Genomic DNA, 17,376 nt, shown 5'->3' on the forward strand with positions numbered 1-17,376 from the left:
ATATAAGGTCGGAGAATGGGTCGTCGTCAAATACGATCCGTTCAACCCGTCGGATGGGTTCGTGGAGGGCGAACGTGGTCCGAAGATCATGCTGATCATATTCACGGTAGTTGGCGTGTTTGATCTCGTCGTGGGGTTGGTCCTGTTCATTCTGGCGGCGGTCGGCGTGCTGTCGTGAACGACGGGCGGCAGCACATCAGCCCATCGGTTACGCCGCACATGACACAATCAGCCGATTGCCCGGCAGTATCTTCATCAATGTACTGCCGGGCAATCGGCTGAAAAGCATGTCAAAAACGGATTTTGAATCAGGATGCAGACGACATCGCCACGAAGATGCCAATCACAATGAAGATCACATACAGCGCAACCGTAAGGATGACGGACACCAACGCGCCCATGCCGGCCTTCTTCGCGCTTAGCGGCTTCTCGTTCTTCCACACGAGGAACAGAATCAGGCCGACAAGCGGGATGAAGAAGCCGAGTACCGCCCAACCGAACGAACCAGTGTCGGTCGGATTCGGCTGCTGGTAGCCCTGCAGGGCATATTGCTGAGGATAGGCGGGAGCAACCGGAGCACCCTGATACCCGGCTTGCGGCGCGCCATACTGCGGCTGTGCACCGGGCTGTGGTGCCGGAGCCGCGTACTGCGGAGAACCGGCCGGAGGAATCGGCTGCTGCGGAACCGGACTGACATTGAGATTGGGATTAGGATTGGACATTATTGGCCCCCTTCTCTTGAGACGTCGATTGTCTTCACTTCATAGTCTATGCCGTATTACCGGCCACTACAACGTTATCCGCCTGCGTTTGCATGAAGTTCATCGTGCCACGGCCGGATGCATCGGGTTGCACGGCACTGCCATCAATAAGAAGAACGGGCCGACATACACATCATTGTGCGTTCTGGAACGTCCGGGCAGTCCAGGTAATCAGCTAGAGACGACTTGTGGGTGGCTTTCCTGCAAATCAGGAAAGCCACCCACACTGACCGCCAGCAAATGCCATGCGGCGCAGTAAGAGCCATGCAAAGCCACGCGGGGCAACGCCCTATGCCACAGCCGCGGCGCACAGGCAATCCGCGCAACTCAGTGCGTCTGGAAGTACCGGTTGACGGCATCCTCGAGCTGGTCCACGGTCTCGATGATTTCGTAGACGCCGTGCTCCTCCATCTCGCCGGCAGGCGCGTAGCCCCAACGGCAGCCGATGGTGTCCAGACCGCAGGCGCGGGCGCCGTCGATGTCGGTGTACCGGTCGCCGATCATCAACGCCTTGTCGCCTGCGGCGGCGTCGAAACCGATCTTATCGAAGCAGTAGCGGATCACCTGGTCCTTGTCGAGACGGGAATTGTCCTTGGAAGCGCCGTAGATGCCGTCCAGTAGCTCGGTGAGGTGGAAGTGCTCGCAGATCGGCACGCACTGGTACTCCGGCTTGCAGCTGGCCAGCGCCAGATAGTACCCGTCCTCGCGCAGCTTGACCAGCTGTTCGCGGATGCCGGGGAACACCACGTTCACCAGACGGCCGGGCACTTTCTTGCCGGGCTCGTTCGGATCGTCGAACACCGCTTTGTCCGCGTAGTAGCTGCGGTAGATGTCCACCGCGCGGTCCAGCTCGTCCTCGGGCACATGGTTGCGCTGCAGCGATTCGATGATGGCCGGGCCGATGAAGCGCTGCAACTCCTCGTCATCCGGTACGGGCCTGCCCAGCGCTTCGAAGGTCTTGACGACGGAGGCGATGATGCCGCCGTCGGATTTAGTCAGCGTGCCGTCGAGATCCAGCAGGACTACGTTCATCGGGTGCTGTGCCATTGAGGTCTACTCCCCTGTCGCGATTCGAACATCATGCGACGCCCGTGGGCGCCGCGCACGCCAGTGATGCACTGGCGCGAACTTTACCAGCAATGATTATGCCCAGTCGCTTTGACTGGGCATTGGGTTCACGTGTTGTTCACCGTGCGATGATTCCAACGATTCCACCGATGAACGGCAGAGCCTTCCGAGCGTTACTACGTAATTCGCTTAATACGTGCCGCCGGTCAGCCCCTCACACCGTCACTCGCCGTCACTCGTAGTCGGGAATCCAACCGTCGCGGTGCATCTGCAGTCGCTTCTCGAGGAGCTTCGCGAGCTCCTCTTCGCTACGACGTTCCAGCAGCATGTCCCAGTGCGTGCGGGTGGGCTTGGCGATCTCGTCGCCCTCGCGGTCCGCATCGCCCTCGCGATGGGCCACGGCGCCGCAACGGCACTCCCACTCGTCCGGCACCTCGGCACCTTCGGCGAACGGCAGGATGGTGCGATGGCCCTTCGGACATACGTACGCCACATCCTTGCGTGCGGCGAAATCGACATTGTCGTCCGACTCCAACGACTTCGCACCGATGCTCATACCCCTGAGGCTGCGTTCTGCCATATCGGCGTCCTCCTTGAATAATTCGTAACCGTACCAATCTACGCAACAGTTCGGACTTGACCGTTATTCCTTTGCCGGGTCGAACCGGGTGAACCGGAACGAACTGGGACGAATCAGGGCCCGAATCAGGGTGATTCGCGGCGAACCACGCAACGGTCCCCGATCAGTCCACGCCGGAATACGCCACGACACCGCGGTTGACGCGATCCGCGGCCTCCTTGGCGGTGTCCGCCAAAGCCTCTCCCCCGGCGAACGGCAACGGCCCGGCCACTGCGATCTGCTGCAGCACGTCCGCCAGGCGCTTGGCCGTGCGGACGAAGTCGCCGCCGGTCATATCCGTGCCGTAGAGGCAGGCCGCCAGCGAGCCGCCATCGGCCCATTCGTACATGATGTCCACGATGCCGAAATCGGGCTGCGCAAGCTCGTTGAGGCCGTTGTCCTCGCACAGCGCATCGATGTGTGCGCACACGCCCTTGAGCTTGGAGGAGGCGATGGCGATGCGTCCGGAGACACCGCCCGGATAATGCCGGGGCTCTCCCTCCCCGCCACGACGGGCCTCGTATACTAACGCGGACAGCACGGCCGCCAGACCGTTGGCGTCGAGCTTGTCGAACGTGCCGGCAAGCAACGCCTCGCACAGTTCCAGATCGTGCTCGCTGTAGATGCGGCGCAGCAGTCTGCCCTTGTCGGTCAGGGTCATGTCCACGCGGCCGTCCTCATGGTCGCGCCGGTCGAGGTACCCGAGCTGACACAAGATGTCGCAGATGCGATCGAACTGGCGTGCCACCGATCCGGTGCGGGAATCGTAACGGTCGGTCACCCGCTCGAGTTCGCGCGTCTCACGGGCCCAACGATGACCCCATTTGAGGTGCTGCTGCAGATCCGGACAGTCGCGGCACGGGTGCTCGCGTTCGGCCTTGCGCAGCTGCTGGATATGTGTCTCCAGATCGCGGAAGGCCTTGCTGCGCTCCTGATCGGTGAGGAACACCTCGTGCTTGAGTTTGCGCCGGCCGTCCTTCTCGATGGAGCTCAACTCCATGCGCAGCGTCATGAACTCCTTGAAATCGCCGTGGCTGCACTGGAACGCCTGCTCGTACCCCGCCAGCGCGGTTTTGAGCGTGGAAATCTGCGATTCGAGCTGCCAGGCCGATTCGTTGGCCTCCCATTGGGCGAAGGACTGGTCCAGCGTCACGCGCGCGGTCTCGTAATCACTGGAATTAAGCAGGTTGACGGCCATGTTGAACGTGGGCCGGAAGCTCGAATGCAGCGGGTACACGCGCTTGGAGGAAAGCGCGGCAGCTGTGGCCGGCACGAATCCGTGATGGTCCACCACGATGGCGTGGCCGATGGTGTCGATGCCGCGGCGGCCGGCGCGACCGGTCAGCTGCGTGAACTCGCCGGGGGTGAGCGGCACATGCCCGGTACCGTCGAATTTCTCCAGCTTCTCGACCACCACGCAACGGGCCGGCATGTTGATGCCGAGGGCCAGCGTCTCGGTGGCGAACACCATCTTAACCAGCCCCTCCTCGAACAACCGTTCGACGATCTGACGGAACAGGGCAATCATGCCGGCATGGTGCGAGGCAAATCCCTCCTCCAACGCGAATCGGAACTTGGAGAAGTGCAGGGCCTTGAGATCCTCCTGCGTGAGCTGTCCGGCCACCATCTCGTCCACGATGCGACGGATGCGCACGGCCTCCGCGTCCGTGGTGAGCTCGAGCCCGGCGTTGATGCACTGCTCAACGGCCTGATCGCACCCGTTGCGCGAGAAGATGAAGTAGATGCCGGGCAGCATGTCCAGGAAGTTGAGCTCGTCCACCACGGCCCAGCGGCGGGGCGTGTACCGTTCGGGTTTCGGCTCGCGGCCATGACGCGACTTGCCGCCCTTGCGCTTGTCCGGGCGCTCCTGTCCGCGGCGTCGCGCGGCTTTGCTGTCCAGCTGGTCGAGGCGGTTGACGAGCGTGGCGTTGAGCTTCGTCGTCTGCTCGCCTTTGTCATCGCGACGGTACAGGTCCAGTACCTCGGGTTCGGTGTGGTCGTCCGCCTGTACCAGCACATGCTGTTCCAACGGCACCGGCCGGTGCTCGCTGATCACCAGTTTGGTATCGCCCCTGACCGATGCGATCCAGTTGGAGAAGTCCTCGACGTTGGACACCGTGGCGGACAGGCCCACGATTTTCACCGACTTGGGCAGGTGGATGATGACCTCCTCCCAGACCGGCCCGCGGAATCGATCGGCAAGATAATGGACCTCGTCCAGGATCACGTACCGGAGCGCGGAGAGCGTGGAGGAACGCTCGTACAGCATGTTGCGCAGGACCTCGGTGGTCATGACCACGATGTCGGCTTCGGAGTTGATCGACGTATCCCCCGTAAGCAGGCCGACCCGGTCCGGGCCGTAGACATCCACGAGGTCATGGTACTTCTGGTTGCTCAGCGCCTTGATGGGCGTGGTGTAGAAGGCCTTGACGTTGCGCTCCTGCGCCAGATAGATGGCGAAATCGGCCACCACCGTCTTGCCGGCGCCGGTGGGTGCGGCCACCAGCACGTTGCTGCCGGCCTCGAGCGCGTCGTTGGCCTCGAGCTGGAAGTCATCGAGGTCGAACGGCAACGTGGATGCGAACCGCGCCGCCACGGAGTCGCGCTGGCGTTTGGTCTTCTGGAAGGCCGCGTACCGTTGCGCAGGGCTGAGGTTCGATGCTTGCGAGTCGTCCTTGCTGTGATGGTGACGTGCCATGATGCCTTCCTGCCGGTCCGGCGAAGCCGCTCGTGTACCCGTGTACCCATGTACCCGTGTGCCATGCCTGTGCCGTACCTCTGCACTCGTGTGTTGCCGCATGTCTTACGGTACCCGAGTATGTGCGGTATGCCGGACCTGACGAATGTCTAGCGAATGTCTAGTCGTTGAACCGTTTCCACCGGCTCCATGCCCGTGTGTGGCGCTCACGTTTGGCGGCCCTGCGACGCAACACCGCCGCATAGGTCTCGGCGTAACGCTCCTGGGCCTTGCTCAGCGGCTGGGTGAACAGCGGCGGCTCGACGGCCGAATCAGCCGACTCATCAGGCTCACCCATGGCGGCCAGCCGTTCGCCGACACGCTCGGCCACACCGGACATATCATGGAGCGCCCGCAATCCATGGATGCCCGCATAGATGAGTCCGGCGACAATCATGGACAGCATGAACAAGGCCAGAATCAGCCATATCCACCACGGCATGGGCTCTCCCTACCTCACTCTACTTCTCGACTTGCTCGACTTACCACTTGACTCTACTTGTTGTCGCTGATGCTCAGTTCGCGTTCGGCGCGGGCCACAATCATCGTACGCAACGTCTCCGGCGCCACGGCGGTGATGTGCCGCGCATGGGCGATGCAGAAGGCCACGAACCACGAATCGGAGGACACGGTCAAATGCACCTTCTCCCCCGCGCCGCAATGCTCCACGGTGGCGCCGGGCAGAGTCTTGATGAACGGCAGGTCGCGCTGATCGGTGATGAACACCGCTTCGGTACCGTTGTCGAAGCTCCATTTGCGCAGCTCGTTGACCGGCACGTTCGGCACATCGATCTCCTTGGTGGGCTTGACGAGCTCACCCTTCTCGATGCGGGCGAGACGCAGCACCTGCCAGACGCGCGGTTTGCCGGTGGCCTTGTCGATACTGGTGTCCTTCGAGACGTAGGCCTTCTTGTCCTTCGGGGCCGCGGCACCGACGTCCGTATAGACAGCGGCATAGTAGACACCCTCGTCGATGAAGATCTTCGAGGGCGCCACAAGCTTGCGGCGCGTGCGGCCGGTGCCGTCCGTGTATTCCATGTCGAGCAGGGAGTCGGTGTTGATGGCACGCTTGACCAGCGAGAAGCTACGCGGCTCCAGTTCGTATCCGGTCAGGCTCAGCCACGGGGTCTGACCGGGCGTGACGTGCCGACGCAGACGCAGGTAGAGCGATTCGGCCTGGCTGCGCTGCTTGTCCGGCAGCAACGGCGAATGGGCGAGGTAGCTGACGGATGCCGTGAGCATGCTCAGATACTGCGGCGAAATGCCGGCCAACCGTTCCAATCCCAGCGAATTGGTGGCGGACACGATGCCTTCGGAGTCGAGCAGCGGCCAGTCGATGTCGAAGAACTGACTGCCGGCCATCTCCCCGTCATCGGACACGGTGGTCAGCGTGTTGATGTCCTTGTGGATGATGTTGATGTGCTTCTTGAGCTCATCGTCGTTCTTGGGCTTGCCGATGAACCGTTCGGCCAGCTCGCCCATGGAGAACTCCTCGCCCAGATGGGCGGACAGGAACAGCATAAGGCGCAGGCGGCGATCCACCTCGCTACCGGTCTGGAACGCGGAGCCGTTCTTCTTGTTCTGAGCCTTGATGGACTCGGGGTCGCCGGGCTCGCTCACATCTCGGCTGATCGACGGGGAGACGACGGACGCGCTCACCGGGCTGACCGACTCATCCGCTAGCGTGAACCGGCTCGCGGCGTGCAGACGGCGGTGATAGGCGTCCACGGCCTCCTGCGGGCTGACGATGGTGGCGCCGGGGTGCTCGAGCACGTACATGGCCAGATCATCGGAATCGGTGTACGCCACGTTGAGGTGCTCGCCATCCACTTCGACGGTGGCGGCGAAACGGCGGGAATCGATGACCTTGACCAGCGAGTCGGGAATCGGCTGGGTGCCAAGGCCCGGCGCGATGGAGTCAAGCCCGAGGCCGGGAATCGGCGTCTGCGGCACGCGCGGCGTGGTGCGCGAGGTGTGCTGGGTCAGCTGCGACTGGTCCGGTTCGGAGGAGATCGACATCGAACGGGCCAGATAGTTGGCGGCGGCCAGCACCGGCATGTCCTCCGGTTCGAACATCGGGCGGATGCGCGGCTCATCGCCCAGCTGCAGCCGGTATGAGGCGAAATCCTGCCCCTCCGACTTGGACGAGTATTCCGGCTGACGGGACTCGATGGCGATGCCCATGGCTGCGAGCTTGGCGCGGTCGCGCTGGAACTGCTTGGCGAATGCGGCTTTGGCGGCCTGATCGGCCAGTTCGCCATACGAATCCGCGTAGGCCTTGACGCGCTGCGCAATCTGGCGCGACGTGAGCCATTGCGGGAACGCGGAAGACAATACGGCCAGCACATCGAGCTCGTGTTTGCCCCACTTATCGGAAAAACGCCGACGTCCGCTTGTTCCTTCTGCCATTAGTCCTCACGTATAGTTAATGTTTCGTTATAAGTGTGCAAGTGTTATCCCGCACTTCCTCCATCTTAGAGTGTTTTTTCGGTGGCTGACGACATTTCCCGAAAAATAACGTCATTTTGTTGTTTTCCTCTGCGCATTTCCGCATAATCCCGCGCGTGTGTGCGTGTATGGCCGGTCTGTATGGCCGGTCCTCGCGTTCTCGCGTAAGGCCGACCATACACGCACGCAGTCGTATCGGGAATCACATTGCGATTGTGCCCGGATCACACCCAGTCGTCGGGCTCGATGCCCAGCGGACCGACGTACTCACCGTTCGGCACGTAGCTGGGTTCGCCCTTGTCCTCCAGAACGGCGTCGGCAAACATGGCCACGTCACGGCCAAACGTCCAGTCGCCCTTGATGGTCACAGAGTTGGCGGCGGCCAGCGAGGGGACGTCGTACGGGAAGCGCTCATCGAAATCGCGGATGTACTTGTAGTACCGCTGGTCGAGTTCGACGTTCGGGAAGATGTAGTTGCCGTCCTCCATTTCGTAGGTATCCGTCAAATGGAAGCGATCGGACCGCATGATGAACAGGTCGTTGGTGGTCTTGACCGGCAGGAACCGCATGCGGTCCACCTGCACACAGATGGAGCCGTTGAACAGCCCGATGGCGGCACCCATGGCGGTTTCCAGCTGGATCACCTGCTCGGTGTCCGGATTGGTGGGGTCCACGGTCTTCCTGTTGCGGATCACAGGCAGCGGCAGCACACCGTTGCATTCGGCGAGCTTGGCCTTGAGGGCGTCGATGCGAATCCAGATCGAGTTGGTGTTGAAGTACGGGTGCTTCGCGATGTCCTCCGCGGCGGCCTTGTCGTCCGGATGGACCTGGCTCATCTCGCGCAGCATGAGACGGCCGGTCACCTTGTCGCGCACGATGTGGCCGCCCTTGCGGTCGGCCTTGGTGCGGACGGCCACCTCGGCCATGAACGGTGCGCCGGTGTTCTCGAAGTGCTGCGCCAGCGTACGCGACGGGCGCGCGCCGAGGTTGTCCGAGTTGGAGATGAACAGGTATTTGAGACCGCGTGCCTCGAGCACGTCCAGCAGACCGGACTCCCAGATGGTGGAGAACAGGTCGCCGTGGCCCGGCGGGCACCATTCGAGGTCGGGGTTCTGTGGGAAGCTCACCGGCTCTCCGGTGGCCGCGACAAGCTTGGGCTCCTGATGCTGGATGATCTCCATCGGCACCTCGCTCTGCTTGAACTTGCGATGATGCTTGAGCACCTTCATCGTGTCCGCGGAGGTGTGGAACGAGTTCATGAACGTGAGCGGCAGTTCCACGTCCAGACGGGTGCGGGCCGTGAGCACCTGGCCGATGATGATGTCGATGAAGCGCATCTGCTTGGCCTTGTGACGACGCACCGGCAGCAGCGACTTGGCCTTCTGCAGTCCCATGGAGGTGCCCAGACCGCCGTTGAGCTTGATGAACGCGGTTTTGGCGAAGGCGTCCACGGCCTTGTCGTGGTTGATGGTCTCGTAGACGTCGTGGAAGCTGGGGATGTGGCCGAGCGGTTCGACGTCGTCCTCGCGAATCCAGCTGGTGCCCTCGTCGTTGCGCCAGACGTTGTACAGACGTTCGAACTGGTTGATGGCGGTCTCGCTCATGCCGTGTTCGCGCATTTTGGCTGCGGAATGCTCGAACACGTCGTCCGGGGCGTTGTCCTGCTGCTGTTCGGACTGTTGCGCGGCGGCGGGCTGTTCGTCGGCGCCGACCACCGGGCCGTCCGTGACGGTTGTCTCGGGCGCCTCGGCCGGGGCGGATGCGCCGGATGAGGCATCGGATGCGTTCGGGGCGTCGTGCACACCGGCTGCATGCGCGGATGCGACGCTCTGCTGGGCTTCATCGTTCAATGCGGTCACTGTGATCCTTTCGTACTGCAATAACCCCTCAGTCTAGCGCCTTATGCCCTTGGTGCGCGCGTGGGCGGGCCCGTACGGTCGTGAATAATCGGTGAATGGGACGGTTCCCGTCCATTGCGTACGTTCGTCGCATATTTCCGGTGGCCGCGCCCGTCATGCCACGCAGGGCGACGGCTCGACCGACATCACGGCCGCCGCGGATGTGCGCAGCCGCGGCAGTCAGATTCTCTTCAATTCGGCCAGCGCGGCGTAATGCAGCACGTCGAAGCATCCGCGAGCGATGCGCTCGAGCATCGCCATGTGCTCCTGTTCCCATGCGGCGATCCGCTCGGGCGGAAGCGATGCGCCGATGCCCCGGCACGCCTTCATCCGTCCGTTCCAACTCTCCCGCGTGAACGGCACCTCCAGTTTGCGTTCCTCATGATGAACGAGCTCAAAACCGGAGTCCGTATAGCACGATGGGATGTCGATCGGATGCATGCGCTCCCCCGCGCCGCTCCAGTTGGGGCTGTATTTGAGGACGAGCCGTTCGCTCGCGCCGGCGATCGCGTCCTCGAATGGCAACCATTCCATGACCATCACGAGCAGTCGGCCGCCTGGTTTGAGCAGATGATGCAGCTTGTCACAGACCGTCTCATGATTGAAATACCAGAAGCACTGGCACGCGGTGACCACGTCGAACGACCCATCGGGAAAGTCGATGTCCTCCGCCGACGACACCCGGTATTCGATGCCGCTCATGCCTGCGGACAGGCGATGGGCCTGGTCGATCTGCTGCCGCGAGATGTCGGTACCGACCCAAGTGGCACCGTACCGAATCATGTTGCGCGGCAGCACACCGGTGCCGGTGCCGAGATCGAGCACACGCTGGCCGTCGCGGCATAGGCCGCGGTCAAGAATCATCCGGTAGAACTCCGCCGGATAGATGTCGCGGTATTTCGCGTAATCGGCCGATGTCCGGCCCCAATCGAACGGCGTGCCATCATCGATGCGCTGGTCAACAATCATCGAATCATCCTTTCTGCGGGTATTCTGCCCCAGTCCCCGCGCCGGAAGTTCGCTGATTATGCGTTGGCTTCCTTTGTCAACGGAGATGTTCCGAACTGTTCCGAACTGTTCCGAGCTGTCCCGCAAAGCAGGACCGAGAGGCAGTCATCTCATCAACGAATTTCTGACGTAGAACACTACTCTTCCGGTTGTTTCAGGAACTCGCCGCTGTCGAAATAGCCGGCGATGTCGTTATTGTCGACGATGAGCCGAGGATCGATGGCGAGCGTGTGATGCGCGTCCTCGGTGCCGCAGTACACCGTGTCATGCGTCAGAAGCCGTTTGTCGAAGAACATGCGCACGTCATCCAGAAACAGCGGCCCCACCGTGCCGACGTCGTAACCGGTACGTTCCCTGACAAGTTCCGGCGAAGCAAGACGAATCTGATGCAGACCCAGCGCGCGACCAAGCTGTCGCCATTTCAGATGCCCCGCAGCAGAGGCGACAACGGCGAACACGCCCTCCTTGGATTCAACGATGTAGGTGGCTGCCGCCTTGGTGACATCGAACACCTTTGCGCCGGATTCCAGATCGACGATCGCCATCTCGTGCTCGATGATCCGCGCACGCCCCGAATGCCTATCGGCGAACTCCCTGACCTGCTCGAAACTGACCATAACCGCACCCCTTACTGCTTCCACCGGTCGGCGACGATGCCGAAAGCAATCCGCATTGACCGGATGTCCGTATGACGGTCCCACTGTAGCACCGAGATGCCAGCCAGCATCCTTGGAATGCCAGGTACCGGCGCATCAACGGTCGTTGACCGGCCAGCCCTTCACAAAAATTCGGAATGTCATTGTCTACGGTCATACGGCCTCCTTCCACCCATCCCCCTACATAAGACAAGCCACTACGATAACGCAATTGCAATGGATGAGTCGTAGGGAGTCTAAAGGAATGTCCAAATCGGTTTCAGTAGGATGTCGAGAATCTTGTCAATGACGCCCCATATTCCCAAATACGCTTTTCTGGAAAAGAGGTAGGAGTTCGAAGGTTTGTATTCTGTATTGACCTTTGCATAGTAGATACACCAGAGCAGACACTTTCGCAGTTCCCTTTCGGTGAGGTCAGGGTTGGTGTCCTCGATGTTGAAGAAAGGTTGTCTAATCGTCTGGGCATAGTACGTCAGCAGATTCTCCGTGCTCTTTCTCGAATAGACGGAGCAGAATGTGTGGAATCCCTCTTCGTCGCCTCCGTTATCTCGAATCGGCAGCATGGAGGAACGGTCGTCCGGCCCATCCAGTTCCGGTACATACGACAGTAGAAGGTGAACTTTGAGTCGTCTCCTATCCACGAGGTAATCGGCCTGTTTCTTTGGATGATCTGTTGAGATGCATGTGGTTATGAACTCATCTTCGCCTGCACGGCCAGTTTCGGAAATCCCAGATGGAGCGACACCGATAGACCATGCAGTCAACAGTCTTGCCGTATGGAAATCAATCATCCGCATGCCTTCATTCGTTTTCGCTGACACTGCTCGTTTCCGATGGTACATGTTGCCGGCCGACTGGCGTGAGCAGTGAATGTGGCGGCGTTCGGCGCATACCCGTTATGTCCAACGGCATCGTCTGGGGTGAATCACGCGCCCACATGGCGAATGCCGTTCCTGCAGCGCCGAGATGAACCGCACCTACGCCGCCGACCGACTGCTCGACCGGCTCGCCAAGTCGGAGAAGAAGGGCACGCCCAAGCAGCTGAGCGGTGAATGCGCGAAGGCCGGCATACGGCTGCCCGCCGCGACCATCCGCACATGGATCCACCAGAAACGCCTCACGCCCGACCCGAACGGTCACGTCACCCTGCGGGACATCGTGCCGTTGCTGCGCCAACGTTCTTAAAAGGAGGGGCTTCCTCATATGAGGAAGCCCCTAGAAAAGAGAATTCAATCCCGCAATCACACCACTCACGCCTCACATTTCTCCAAGCTCTTGTATCGGAATGACGGTCAGGCAAACGGCCTTGTAGGACCACGCCAGCGAAGGAATCTGCATCCAGCTCGGTATCAGAATTGCTTGCGGCGCAGGATCTTGAGATAGTTCTTGCGGAAGTCGCGACGGTTTTTGAACATCTTCCGGTCGGTGGCGGTATCCTCGCCGGCATCGAACTTCAACGCGGCCAGCTCGACGGTGCACATCAGATCGGCCGCCTGCTCCAGACGGTAGTCCTTGGGCTGCGCGTCTCGGTATACGACGGCCTCTTTGGACAACGCGTAGCCGATGGAGGCTTTCAACGCATTCGTGACGATCTGCTGCCCGTTGTCGTAATACACCTTGATTGTCTCGTATGACTGGAACTCGTCAAGATGGGACAGAAAGAAGTTCGCCAAATCGCGTTTGAGCTGCGCCTCGAACCTGGTTCTGCTGCCGTCAAACATGCTTTTGCGATGTGCGAATGTCACGTATCGGAACGGCAGATTGCGGGCGAGCGTGAAAAACGCGAAGAACAAGCGTTTGCGATTCGAAAACGGGACATTCTCGTAGTCGTCATGTCCGTTGAACAAAGGTCCGGCGTGGAACGGAATGTCCGGCAAACCCGAATCGGCCAGATGTCGCTCGTATTTTTCGATATGCACCGCTATGGGTTCGGATTGCACATGGAATACCAGTGTGATGAGGTAATATTCGGACAACTTACCCCATTCGCCGGATTCGTCCACGAAGACGCTCAATTCACTCAACCGAATCCCCTGACGAGACGACGAATCAAGGAATGCCGGGGGAATACCCCCGGCGACTTGGAGCCTCGCCCTTGCGGGACAAAGCATTCTCAATTGTACCAAACGCATTGCAACATGCAACGTCGCCCTTCGTGATGGGAGAAGACGACTTGGACCGGCAGCCGCAAGCAGTCGACGAAATCGGATAAGGAAATTCATCGAACGAAATCGCGGCATGCCGGTGATTCGGGGCGTGTCGCGGTGCGTTGTGTCAGAATCGTGTCCGAAAGCGTGTCCACAGACACGATTCCACAGCATGCCAGACCATTCAAATCGTTCAAATTCCAACAATCTGAGGACATTGACCACATGATTCTCGATTACCCAGTCGATACCGTCCGCAACACGGAATGACTGGGATTCATCTGATGGTCGGGAGCAGTTTCGGTCCGAGGTCGCGTATTTCATCGTGTCCCATCGTGTCCAAACACGATTCAAGCAAAAACAATGAAGCCCGGAATCGTTGAGATTCCGGGCTTTCCGGTCGGGCCAGCGGGATTTGAACCCGCGACCCCTTGACCCCCAGTCAAGTGCGCTACCAAACTGCGCTATGGCCCGATGCTGCAAAAGCAACAGTCAGCTAATCTAGCATGAATCGTGATTGACACAAATTCATCGCGTGTCGCGATGTCACATGCCACGATGAGGCAGGTAGTTCAGAAAATACAGGCGCGACGATGGGCGCGACCAGACATAAAACCCTGTCGAGCAATCGGTCGAATCGCTTGGGCCCTTGTTTTCAGATGGCTTGGATGCTGATGCGCCCGCCAAGAGCATGGACAACCTTGAGAATGGTGGCAAAGCTGGGGTTGCCGTCATGGCTGAGGCTCTTGTAGAGGCTTTCGCGGCCCACGCCCGCCTCTTTGGCAATCTGTCCCATGCCGCGGGCCTTAGCTACATCTCCAATGGCGGCCTGCATGAGTTTCGGGTCTCCTGTCTCGGCTGCGGCATCGAGGTAGTCGATGGCGTCCTGTTCGCCGGTGAGGTATTCGCTGGCGTCCCAGTCCTTGATGTTCACCATTGGTGTTCCTCCTTGAGTGTTCTGAGCAGGTCGTGCGCGTGGTCGATGTCGGTCTGCTGTCCGCGTTTGGTGCCTCCTGCGAGCAGAAGGATGAGCACGTCCGCCTTCTGCGCGAAGTAGACCCGGTATCCGGGACCGAAGTGGTAGCGGAACTCGGAGACCCCTCGCCGACGGTGTTGATGTCGCCGACCGGCCTGCCGGCGAGCGCACATTGTCTGATGCGCGCGACAATCCGGTTGCGGTCCTTGCTGTTTTTGAGGGACTTGAGCCAGTTGTCGAATTCGTCGGTGGTTTTAATCTCCATATCACTATTGTATCCCATGGACTACATTTGGGCAAGCACAGATGCCACTCGCCAAGCTCAGCACCTCGCATACGTTGCCACCCCACCCGTCTGATTCCTCGTTATCTGGAATGTCGTTGAATTCAGTCCCTCAAGCAGAAGATGTACAGTACGCCTTGCCGTTACACATCGCTTATCCGCAATATGTCACGCAAATCCAAATAACAAAGGAGACAGGTTGTCTCTCAGGCGATTCGCGCACATTGCCAGCAGGAAAACAGTAAGGATTATCATGTCGAACAACAGCAAATACACCGAGCGGGAACACATGTTCATCGCCCAGCCGAGCGGTGGCTTCCTGCCGTTCAGTGACGGATTCCTGCCGTTCCCGTTCCGCGGATGATGCCGGTTTATCCAATACGTTTGTCCAATGCGGGCTGATACTGTCATGGCTGATTTGGAGCGCAGTCGCGGGAAGGAGATGGGTATGGTGTTGACGTGGCTGATGCTGTTCGGGGCTATTTTCTGCGAGGTGGCGGCCACGTTGTCGTTGCGCGCCTCAGAGGGATTCAGCAAACTCGCGTGGGCGGTGCCTGTGATTGTGGGATACGGCGTCTGCTTCTTCCTGCTGGCCATGGTGCTGGACCGCGGCATGCCCACCGCGCTGGCATACGGGGTATGGTCGTGCGTCGGCATCATCGCCACCGCGATCATCGCGCATTTCGCCTTCCAGGACCCATTGAACTGGCGTATGTGGTTGGGCATGGCGATCATGATCGTCGGTATTGTCGTGCTGCAGTGGGGCAGCCATACGGCCGCACGCTGATGCGTATTAACGCGGAAGGTCATTCTCCAGATATTCCCGCAGCACTGCCGCATGGTTGACGATGGGGTCTTTGGCCGCGTACAACAAGGTGACGGCATCGTGCTCCAAGCAAACACGCTCCAACTCATCGACCGCTTCCGTGTTGGCGTCCAACTCCCGCCTGTACTGTTCGGCGAATTCATCGAACCGCTCCGGATCATGGCCGAACCATCGACGCAACTCAGGCGATGGCGCGATGGCCTTCATCCATAGATCCAGCGCCGCCCGTTCCTTGCTCACGCCACGCGGCCACAGACGGTCAACCAGAATCCGATATCCATCCTGCGGGGACGGCTCGTCGTAGATCCGTTTAATGCCGATGTTTTCCATGGTTTTCATGGTGTCAGCCTTCAATAGGCACAGTCAACGAACATGCCGCATAATGAATCCATATTCATGCGCCGTCATTAGAATCTGGCAGCAGCGCGTGCGGCCATGCGCATGCATTATCGAGGGGATGGAACATGTCATTGTCGTGGTGGGAAAGGCCGATTGCGCTGACCGAGGCCCTGGTCGCGCAGCATACCGTCAAGCTCGCGCCCGAGCCGGACGGCGAACGTCGGGGATTGGTGCCGGCGCCGAATAGGAACAAGAAGTATCACGGAACGGCCTCGACCGGAAACGGCAATGCAGCGTCGTCCATGGACGCGACCAGCACCGATACCGGTACCAGTGCCGACGCCGGCATGACCGCAGTACCGCAGGCGGAGAGGCCGTTCACGCTCGTCGTGGTCGGCGATTCGCTCACCGTGGGCTGCGGCGTCGATAACCAGAACGAAGGCCTGGTGCCGGATATGGCGAGGGTCCTGGCCAATACCATCGAACGCCCGGTACGATGGGTGGCTTACGGCAAGCTCGGCGCCACGATGCGGCGCGTGCGGTTCCGGTTGCTGCCGCAGGTCAAGGAACAACCTGATCTGCTGGTGCTGTGTGCCGGATCCAACGATTTGATGGCCCGTCGCAGCCCGAAGGAATGGCGCTCCGACCTGACCGCCGCCATCGACGAGGCGAAAGCGCTATGCCCACGCGTCGTGGTCATCAGCTCCGGACAGGTGTACCGTTCGCCGGCGCTCGGACACACCCTGCGCAAGGCGATTCTCAACATGACGGACGCACAGACCGCCATCAGCAAGGAGATCTGCGCCGCCAAACATGTGCGGTTCGTGGACATGACCCATTACGACACGGGACTCACCGATGCCGAGTTCTGGGCATACGACAATTTCCACCCGTCGAAGCGTTGCTATCAGCTGCTCGCCAATGGTGTGATCGCGCAGGCAACGCCGGATCTCTGAGCCTTTACGGGCGGATGCAGGTGCGGAATATATTCAACGAATTATTTGGCGCGGGATACTAGTCAACGAGTTCAGGTACGGGGCATTGGACGCGTATACCCTGGGCACAGGTAATCTGTCCAGCCGTCTCGCGGAGACCAACGACGCTCAGGGCGGCTGTGCTCCCCGCGGTGTGCCCGCAGTGTGCCCCCGCAGCCCCAAAACCATTGTTTTCGGTCTATCGGGGCACACCCTGTGCCCCGATACCGCTTTGAACCCGGTTTTTCGTCTGGCGGGGCACAGAGCACTGGCCACGAAAACCGCAGAAATCCGCCATTGTTGCGATTTGGCATGATACGGACGCATAACGCGGTGTGCCCCGGCAGCCGTATTTTGTCGAAAAATCAGCTGCCGGGGCACACCATCCACCGAATATCTCACAATTCGGAATCCACTATTCCAAAAATACATATGCGGCGAACATGCGCGAACATGCAGTGAGTAAACGGCAAATATACGTCGAATCCTCTACACGGCACGCGTCATCACACGGCGGCATTACGCGTCATTACACGCATTGCGCGTTATGCGCGCATCTCTATTCGTGTCATCCGCATAACGCGTTTTTACGCGCGCAATGAGTGTTCTGATGCGCACGCGCCATGCGACGTCACA

General features: G+C 60.1%; 17 protein-coding genes and 1 tRNA gene. 3 read left to right on the forward strand and 15 right to left on the reverse strand.

Features of this window, described 5'->3' with window-relative positions; all coding sequences use genetic code 11:
- Positions 1 to 308: 308 nt before the first annotated feature.
- From BG22_RS10970 to BG22_RS08140, 10 genes are all read right to left on the reverse strand, one after another.
- Positions 309 to 722: a hypothetical protein gene (locus BG22_RS10970; RefSeq protein ID WP_211276858.1), complete on the reverse strand. Its 414-nt coding sequence runs from the start codon at positions 720 to 722 to the stop codon at positions 309 to 311.
- Positions 723 to 1,088: 366 nt separating this feature from the next.
- Positions 1,089 to 1,808 carry an HAD hydrolase-like protein gene (locus tag BG22_RS08100; protein ID WP_094668414.1) on the reverse strand — a complete coding sequence of 240 codons (720 nt, stop codon included), beginning with the start codon at positions 1,806 to 1,808 and terminating at the stop codon, positions 1,089 to 1,091.
- 253 nt (positions 1,809 to 2,061) lie between these two features.
- The gene (locus BG22_RS08105; RefSeq protein ID WP_094668413.1) at positions 2,062 to 2,409 is read right to left on the reverse strand and encodes an RNA polymerase-binding protein RbpA; all 348 of its coding nucleotides are present in this window, start codon (positions 2,407 to 2,409) and stop codon (positions 2,062 to 2,064) included.
- Between the two features lie 163 nt (positions 2,410 to 2,572).
- A complete protein-coding gene (locus tag BG22_RS08110) occupies positions 2,573 to 5,146 on the reverse strand; it encodes an RNA helicase (RefSeq protein ID WP_140494720.1) in 2,574 nt (857 codons plus the stop codon).
- 160 nt (positions 5,147 to 5,306) lie between these two features.
- A complete protein-coding gene (locus BG22_RS08115; protein ID WP_094668411.1) occupies positions 5,307 to 5,627 on the reverse strand; it encodes a hypothetical protein in 321 nt (106 codons plus the stop codon).
- 53 nt (positions 5,628 to 5,680) lie between these two features.
- Entirely contained in the window at positions 5,681 to 7,594 is a 1,914-nt protein-coding gene (locus BG22_RS08120; protein ID WP_140494722.1) for a YafY family protein, read from the reverse strand.
- Between the two features lie 263 nt (positions 7,595 to 7,857).
- Positions 7,858 to 9,252 (reverse strand): UTP--glucose-1-phosphate uridylyltransferase, encoded by a 1,395-nt coding sequence (locus BG22_RS08125; RefSeq protein ID WP_169834140.1) that lies wholly within the window; start codon positions 9,250 to 9,252, stop codon positions 7,858 to 7,860.
- Positions 9,253 to 9,711: 459 nt separating this feature from the next.
- Positions 9,712 to 10,500 carry a class I SAM-dependent methyltransferase gene (locus BG22_RS08130; RefSeq protein ID WP_140494723.1) on the reverse strand — a complete coding sequence of 263 codons (789 nt, stop codon included), beginning with the start codon at positions 10,498 to 10,500 and terminating at the stop codon, positions 9,712 to 9,714.
- 176 nt (positions 10,501 to 10,676) lie between these two features.
- On the reverse strand, positions 10,677 to 11,156 hold the full coding sequence (locus BG22_RS08135; RefSeq protein WP_140494724.1) for an aminoacyl-tRNA deacylase: 480 nt from the start codon (positions 11,154 to 11,156) through the stop codon (positions 10,677 to 10,679).
- Between the two features lie 275 nt (positions 11,157 to 11,431).
- A complete protein-coding gene (locus BG22_RS08140) occupies positions 11,432 to 11,986 on the reverse strand; it encodes a hypothetical protein (protein ID WP_140494726.1) in 555 nt (184 codons plus the stop codon).
- A gap of 175 nt (positions 11,987 to 12,161) precedes the next feature.
- Here BG22_RS08140 and BG22_RS08145 point away from each other — a divergent pair, with 175 nt between their 5' ends.
- Complete coding sequence (locus BG22_RS08145) at positions 12,162 to 12,380, forward strand: hypothetical protein (RefSeq protein WP_094668406.1); 219 nt, start codon at positions 12,162 to 12,164, stop codon at positions 12,378 to 12,380.
- A gap of 164 nt (positions 12,381 to 12,544) precedes the next feature.
- Here the strand turns inward: BG22_RS08145 and BG22_RS10885 are convergent, their stop codons facing one another.
- The 4 genes from BG22_RS10885 to BG22_RS08170 all read right to left on the reverse strand — a co-directional run bounded on the left by BG22_RS10885 (position 12,545) and on the right by BG22_RS08170 (position 14,491).
- A complete protein-coding gene (locus BG22_RS10885; protein ID WP_181163455.1) occupies positions 12,545 to 13,666 on the reverse strand; it encodes a DUF3800 domain-containing protein in 1,122 nt (373 codons plus the stop codon).
- 76 nt (positions 13,667 to 13,742) lie between these two features.
- Positions 13,743 to 13,816, reverse strand: a tRNA-Pro gene (locus BG22_RS08160).
- A 181-nt stretch (positions 13,817 to 13,997) separates the two neighbouring features.
- The gene (locus BG22_RS08165; RefSeq protein ID WP_140494731.1) at positions 13,998 to 14,279 is read right to left on the reverse strand and encodes an addiction module antidote protein; all 282 of its coding nucleotides are present in this window, start codon (positions 14,277 to 14,279) and stop codon (positions 13,998 to 14,000) included.
- On the reverse strand, positions 14,273 to 14,491 hold the full coding sequence (locus BG22_RS08170; RefSeq protein ID WP_258186284.1) for a type II toxin-antitoxin system RelE/ParE family toxin: 219 nt from the start codon (positions 14,489 to 14,491) through the stop codon (positions 14,273 to 14,275). Before BG22_RS08170 ends, BG22_RS08165 begins: the two co-directional genes overlap by 7 nt.
- A 558-nt stretch (positions 14,492 to 15,049) precedes the next feature.
- Here BG22_RS08170 and BG22_RS08175 point away from each other — a divergent pair.
- Positions 15,050 to 15,388: a multidrug efflux SMR transporter gene (locus tag BG22_RS08175; protein WP_181163456.1), complete on the forward strand. Its 339-nt coding sequence runs from the start codon at positions 15,050 to 15,052 to the stop codon at positions 15,386 to 15,388.
- 6 nt (positions 15,389 to 15,394) lie between these two features.
- Here the strand turns inward: BG22_RS08175 and BG22_RS08180 are convergent, their stop codons facing one another.
- Positions 15,395 to 15,766 carry a DUF488 domain-containing protein gene (locus tag BG22_RS08180; protein ID WP_375137713.1) on the reverse strand — a complete coding sequence of 124 codons (372 nt, stop codon included), beginning with the start codon at positions 15,764 to 15,766 and terminating at the stop codon, positions 15,395 to 15,397.
- Between the two features lie 125 nt (positions 15,767 to 15,891).
- Between BG22_RS08180 and BG22_RS08185 the strand changes: the two genes are divergently transcribed.
- Positions 15,892 to 16,722: a GDSL-type esterase/lipase family protein gene (locus BG22_RS08185; RefSeq protein ID WP_258186285.1), complete on the forward strand. Its 831-nt coding sequence runs from the start codon at positions 15,892 to 15,894 to the stop codon at positions 16,720 to 16,722.
- Positions 16,723 to 17,376 lie beyond the last annotated feature (654 nt).

The organism is Bifidobacterium sp. UTBIF-78 (assembly GCF_006408945.1).
Taxonomy (GTDB): domain Bacteria; phylum Actinomycetota; class Actinomycetes; order Actinomycetales; family Bifidobacteriaceae; genus Bifidobacterium; species Bifidobacterium myosotis.

Excerpts from the sequence above, each read along its gene's own strand:
- BG22_RS08105 (WP_094668413.1), bottom strand. The coding sequence starts at position 2,409 with ATGGCAGAACGCAGCCTCAGGGGTATGAGCATCGGTGCGAAGTCGTTG.
- BG22_RS08165 (WP_140494731.1), bottom strand. The coding sequence starts at position 14,279 with ATGGTGAACATCAAGGACTGGGACGCCAGCGAATACCTCACCGGCGAA.
- BG22_RS08115 (WP_094668411.1), bottom strand. The coding sequence starts at position 5,627 with ATGCCGTGGTGGATATGGCTGATTCTGGCCTTGTTCATGCTGTCCATG.
- BG22_RS08170 (WP_258186284.1), bottom strand. The coding sequence starts at position 14,491 with ATGTGCGCTCGCCGGCAGGCCGGTCGGCGACATCAACACCGTCGGCGA.
- BG22_RS08120 (WP_140494722.1), bottom strand. The coding sequence starts at position 7,594 with ATGGCAGAAGGAACAAGCGGACGTCGGCGTTTTTCCGATAAGTGGGGC.
- BG22_RS08140 (WP_140494726.1), bottom strand. The coding sequence starts at position 11,986 with ATGATTGATTTCCATACGGCAAGACTGTTGACTGCATGGTCTATCGGT.
- BG22_RS08180 (WP_375137713.1), bottom strand. The coding sequence starts at position 15,766 with ATGAAAACCATGGAAAACATCGGCATTAAACGGATCTACGACGAGCCG.
- BG22_RS08125 (WP_169834140.1), bottom strand. The coding sequence starts at position 9,252 with ATGCGCGAACACGGCATGAGCGAGACCGCCATCAACCAGTTCGAACGT.
- BG22_RS08100 (WP_094668414.1), bottom strand. The coding sequence starts at position 1,808 with ATGGCACAGCACCCGATGAACGTAGTCCTGCTGGATCTCGACGGCACG.
- BG22_RS08175 (WP_181163456.1), top strand. The coding sequence starts at position 15,050 with ATGGTGTTGACGTGGCTGATGCTGTTCGGGGCTATTTTCTGCGAGGTG.
- BG22_RS10885 (WP_181163455.1), bottom strand. The coding sequence starts at position 13,666 with ATGAAATACGCGACCTCGGACCGAAACTGCTCCCGACCATCAGATGAA.
- BG22_RS08185 (WP_258186285.1), top strand. The coding sequence starts at position 15,892 with ATGTCATTGTCGTGGTGGGAAAGGCCGATTGCGCTGACCGAGGCCCTG.
- BG22_RS08145 (WP_094668406.1), top strand. The coding sequence starts at position 12,162 with ATGAACCGCACCTACGCCGCCGACCGACTGCTCGACCGGCTCGCCAAG.
- BG22_RS08130 (WP_140494723.1), bottom strand. The coding sequence starts at position 10,500 with ATGATTGTTGACCAGCGCATCGATGATGGCACGCCGTTCGATTGGGGC.
- BG22_RS08135 (WP_140494724.1), bottom strand. The coding sequence starts at position 11,156 with ATGGTCAGTTTCGAGCAGGTCAGGGAGTTCGCCGATAGGCATTCGGGG.
- BG22_RS10970 (WP_211276858.1), bottom strand. The coding sequence starts at position 722 with ATGTCCAATCCTAATCCCAATCTCAATGTCAGTCCGGTTCCGCAGCAG.
- BG22_RS08110 (WP_140494720.1), bottom strand. The coding sequence starts at position 5,146 with ATGGCACGTCACCATCACAGCAAGGACGACTCGCAAGCATCGAACCTC.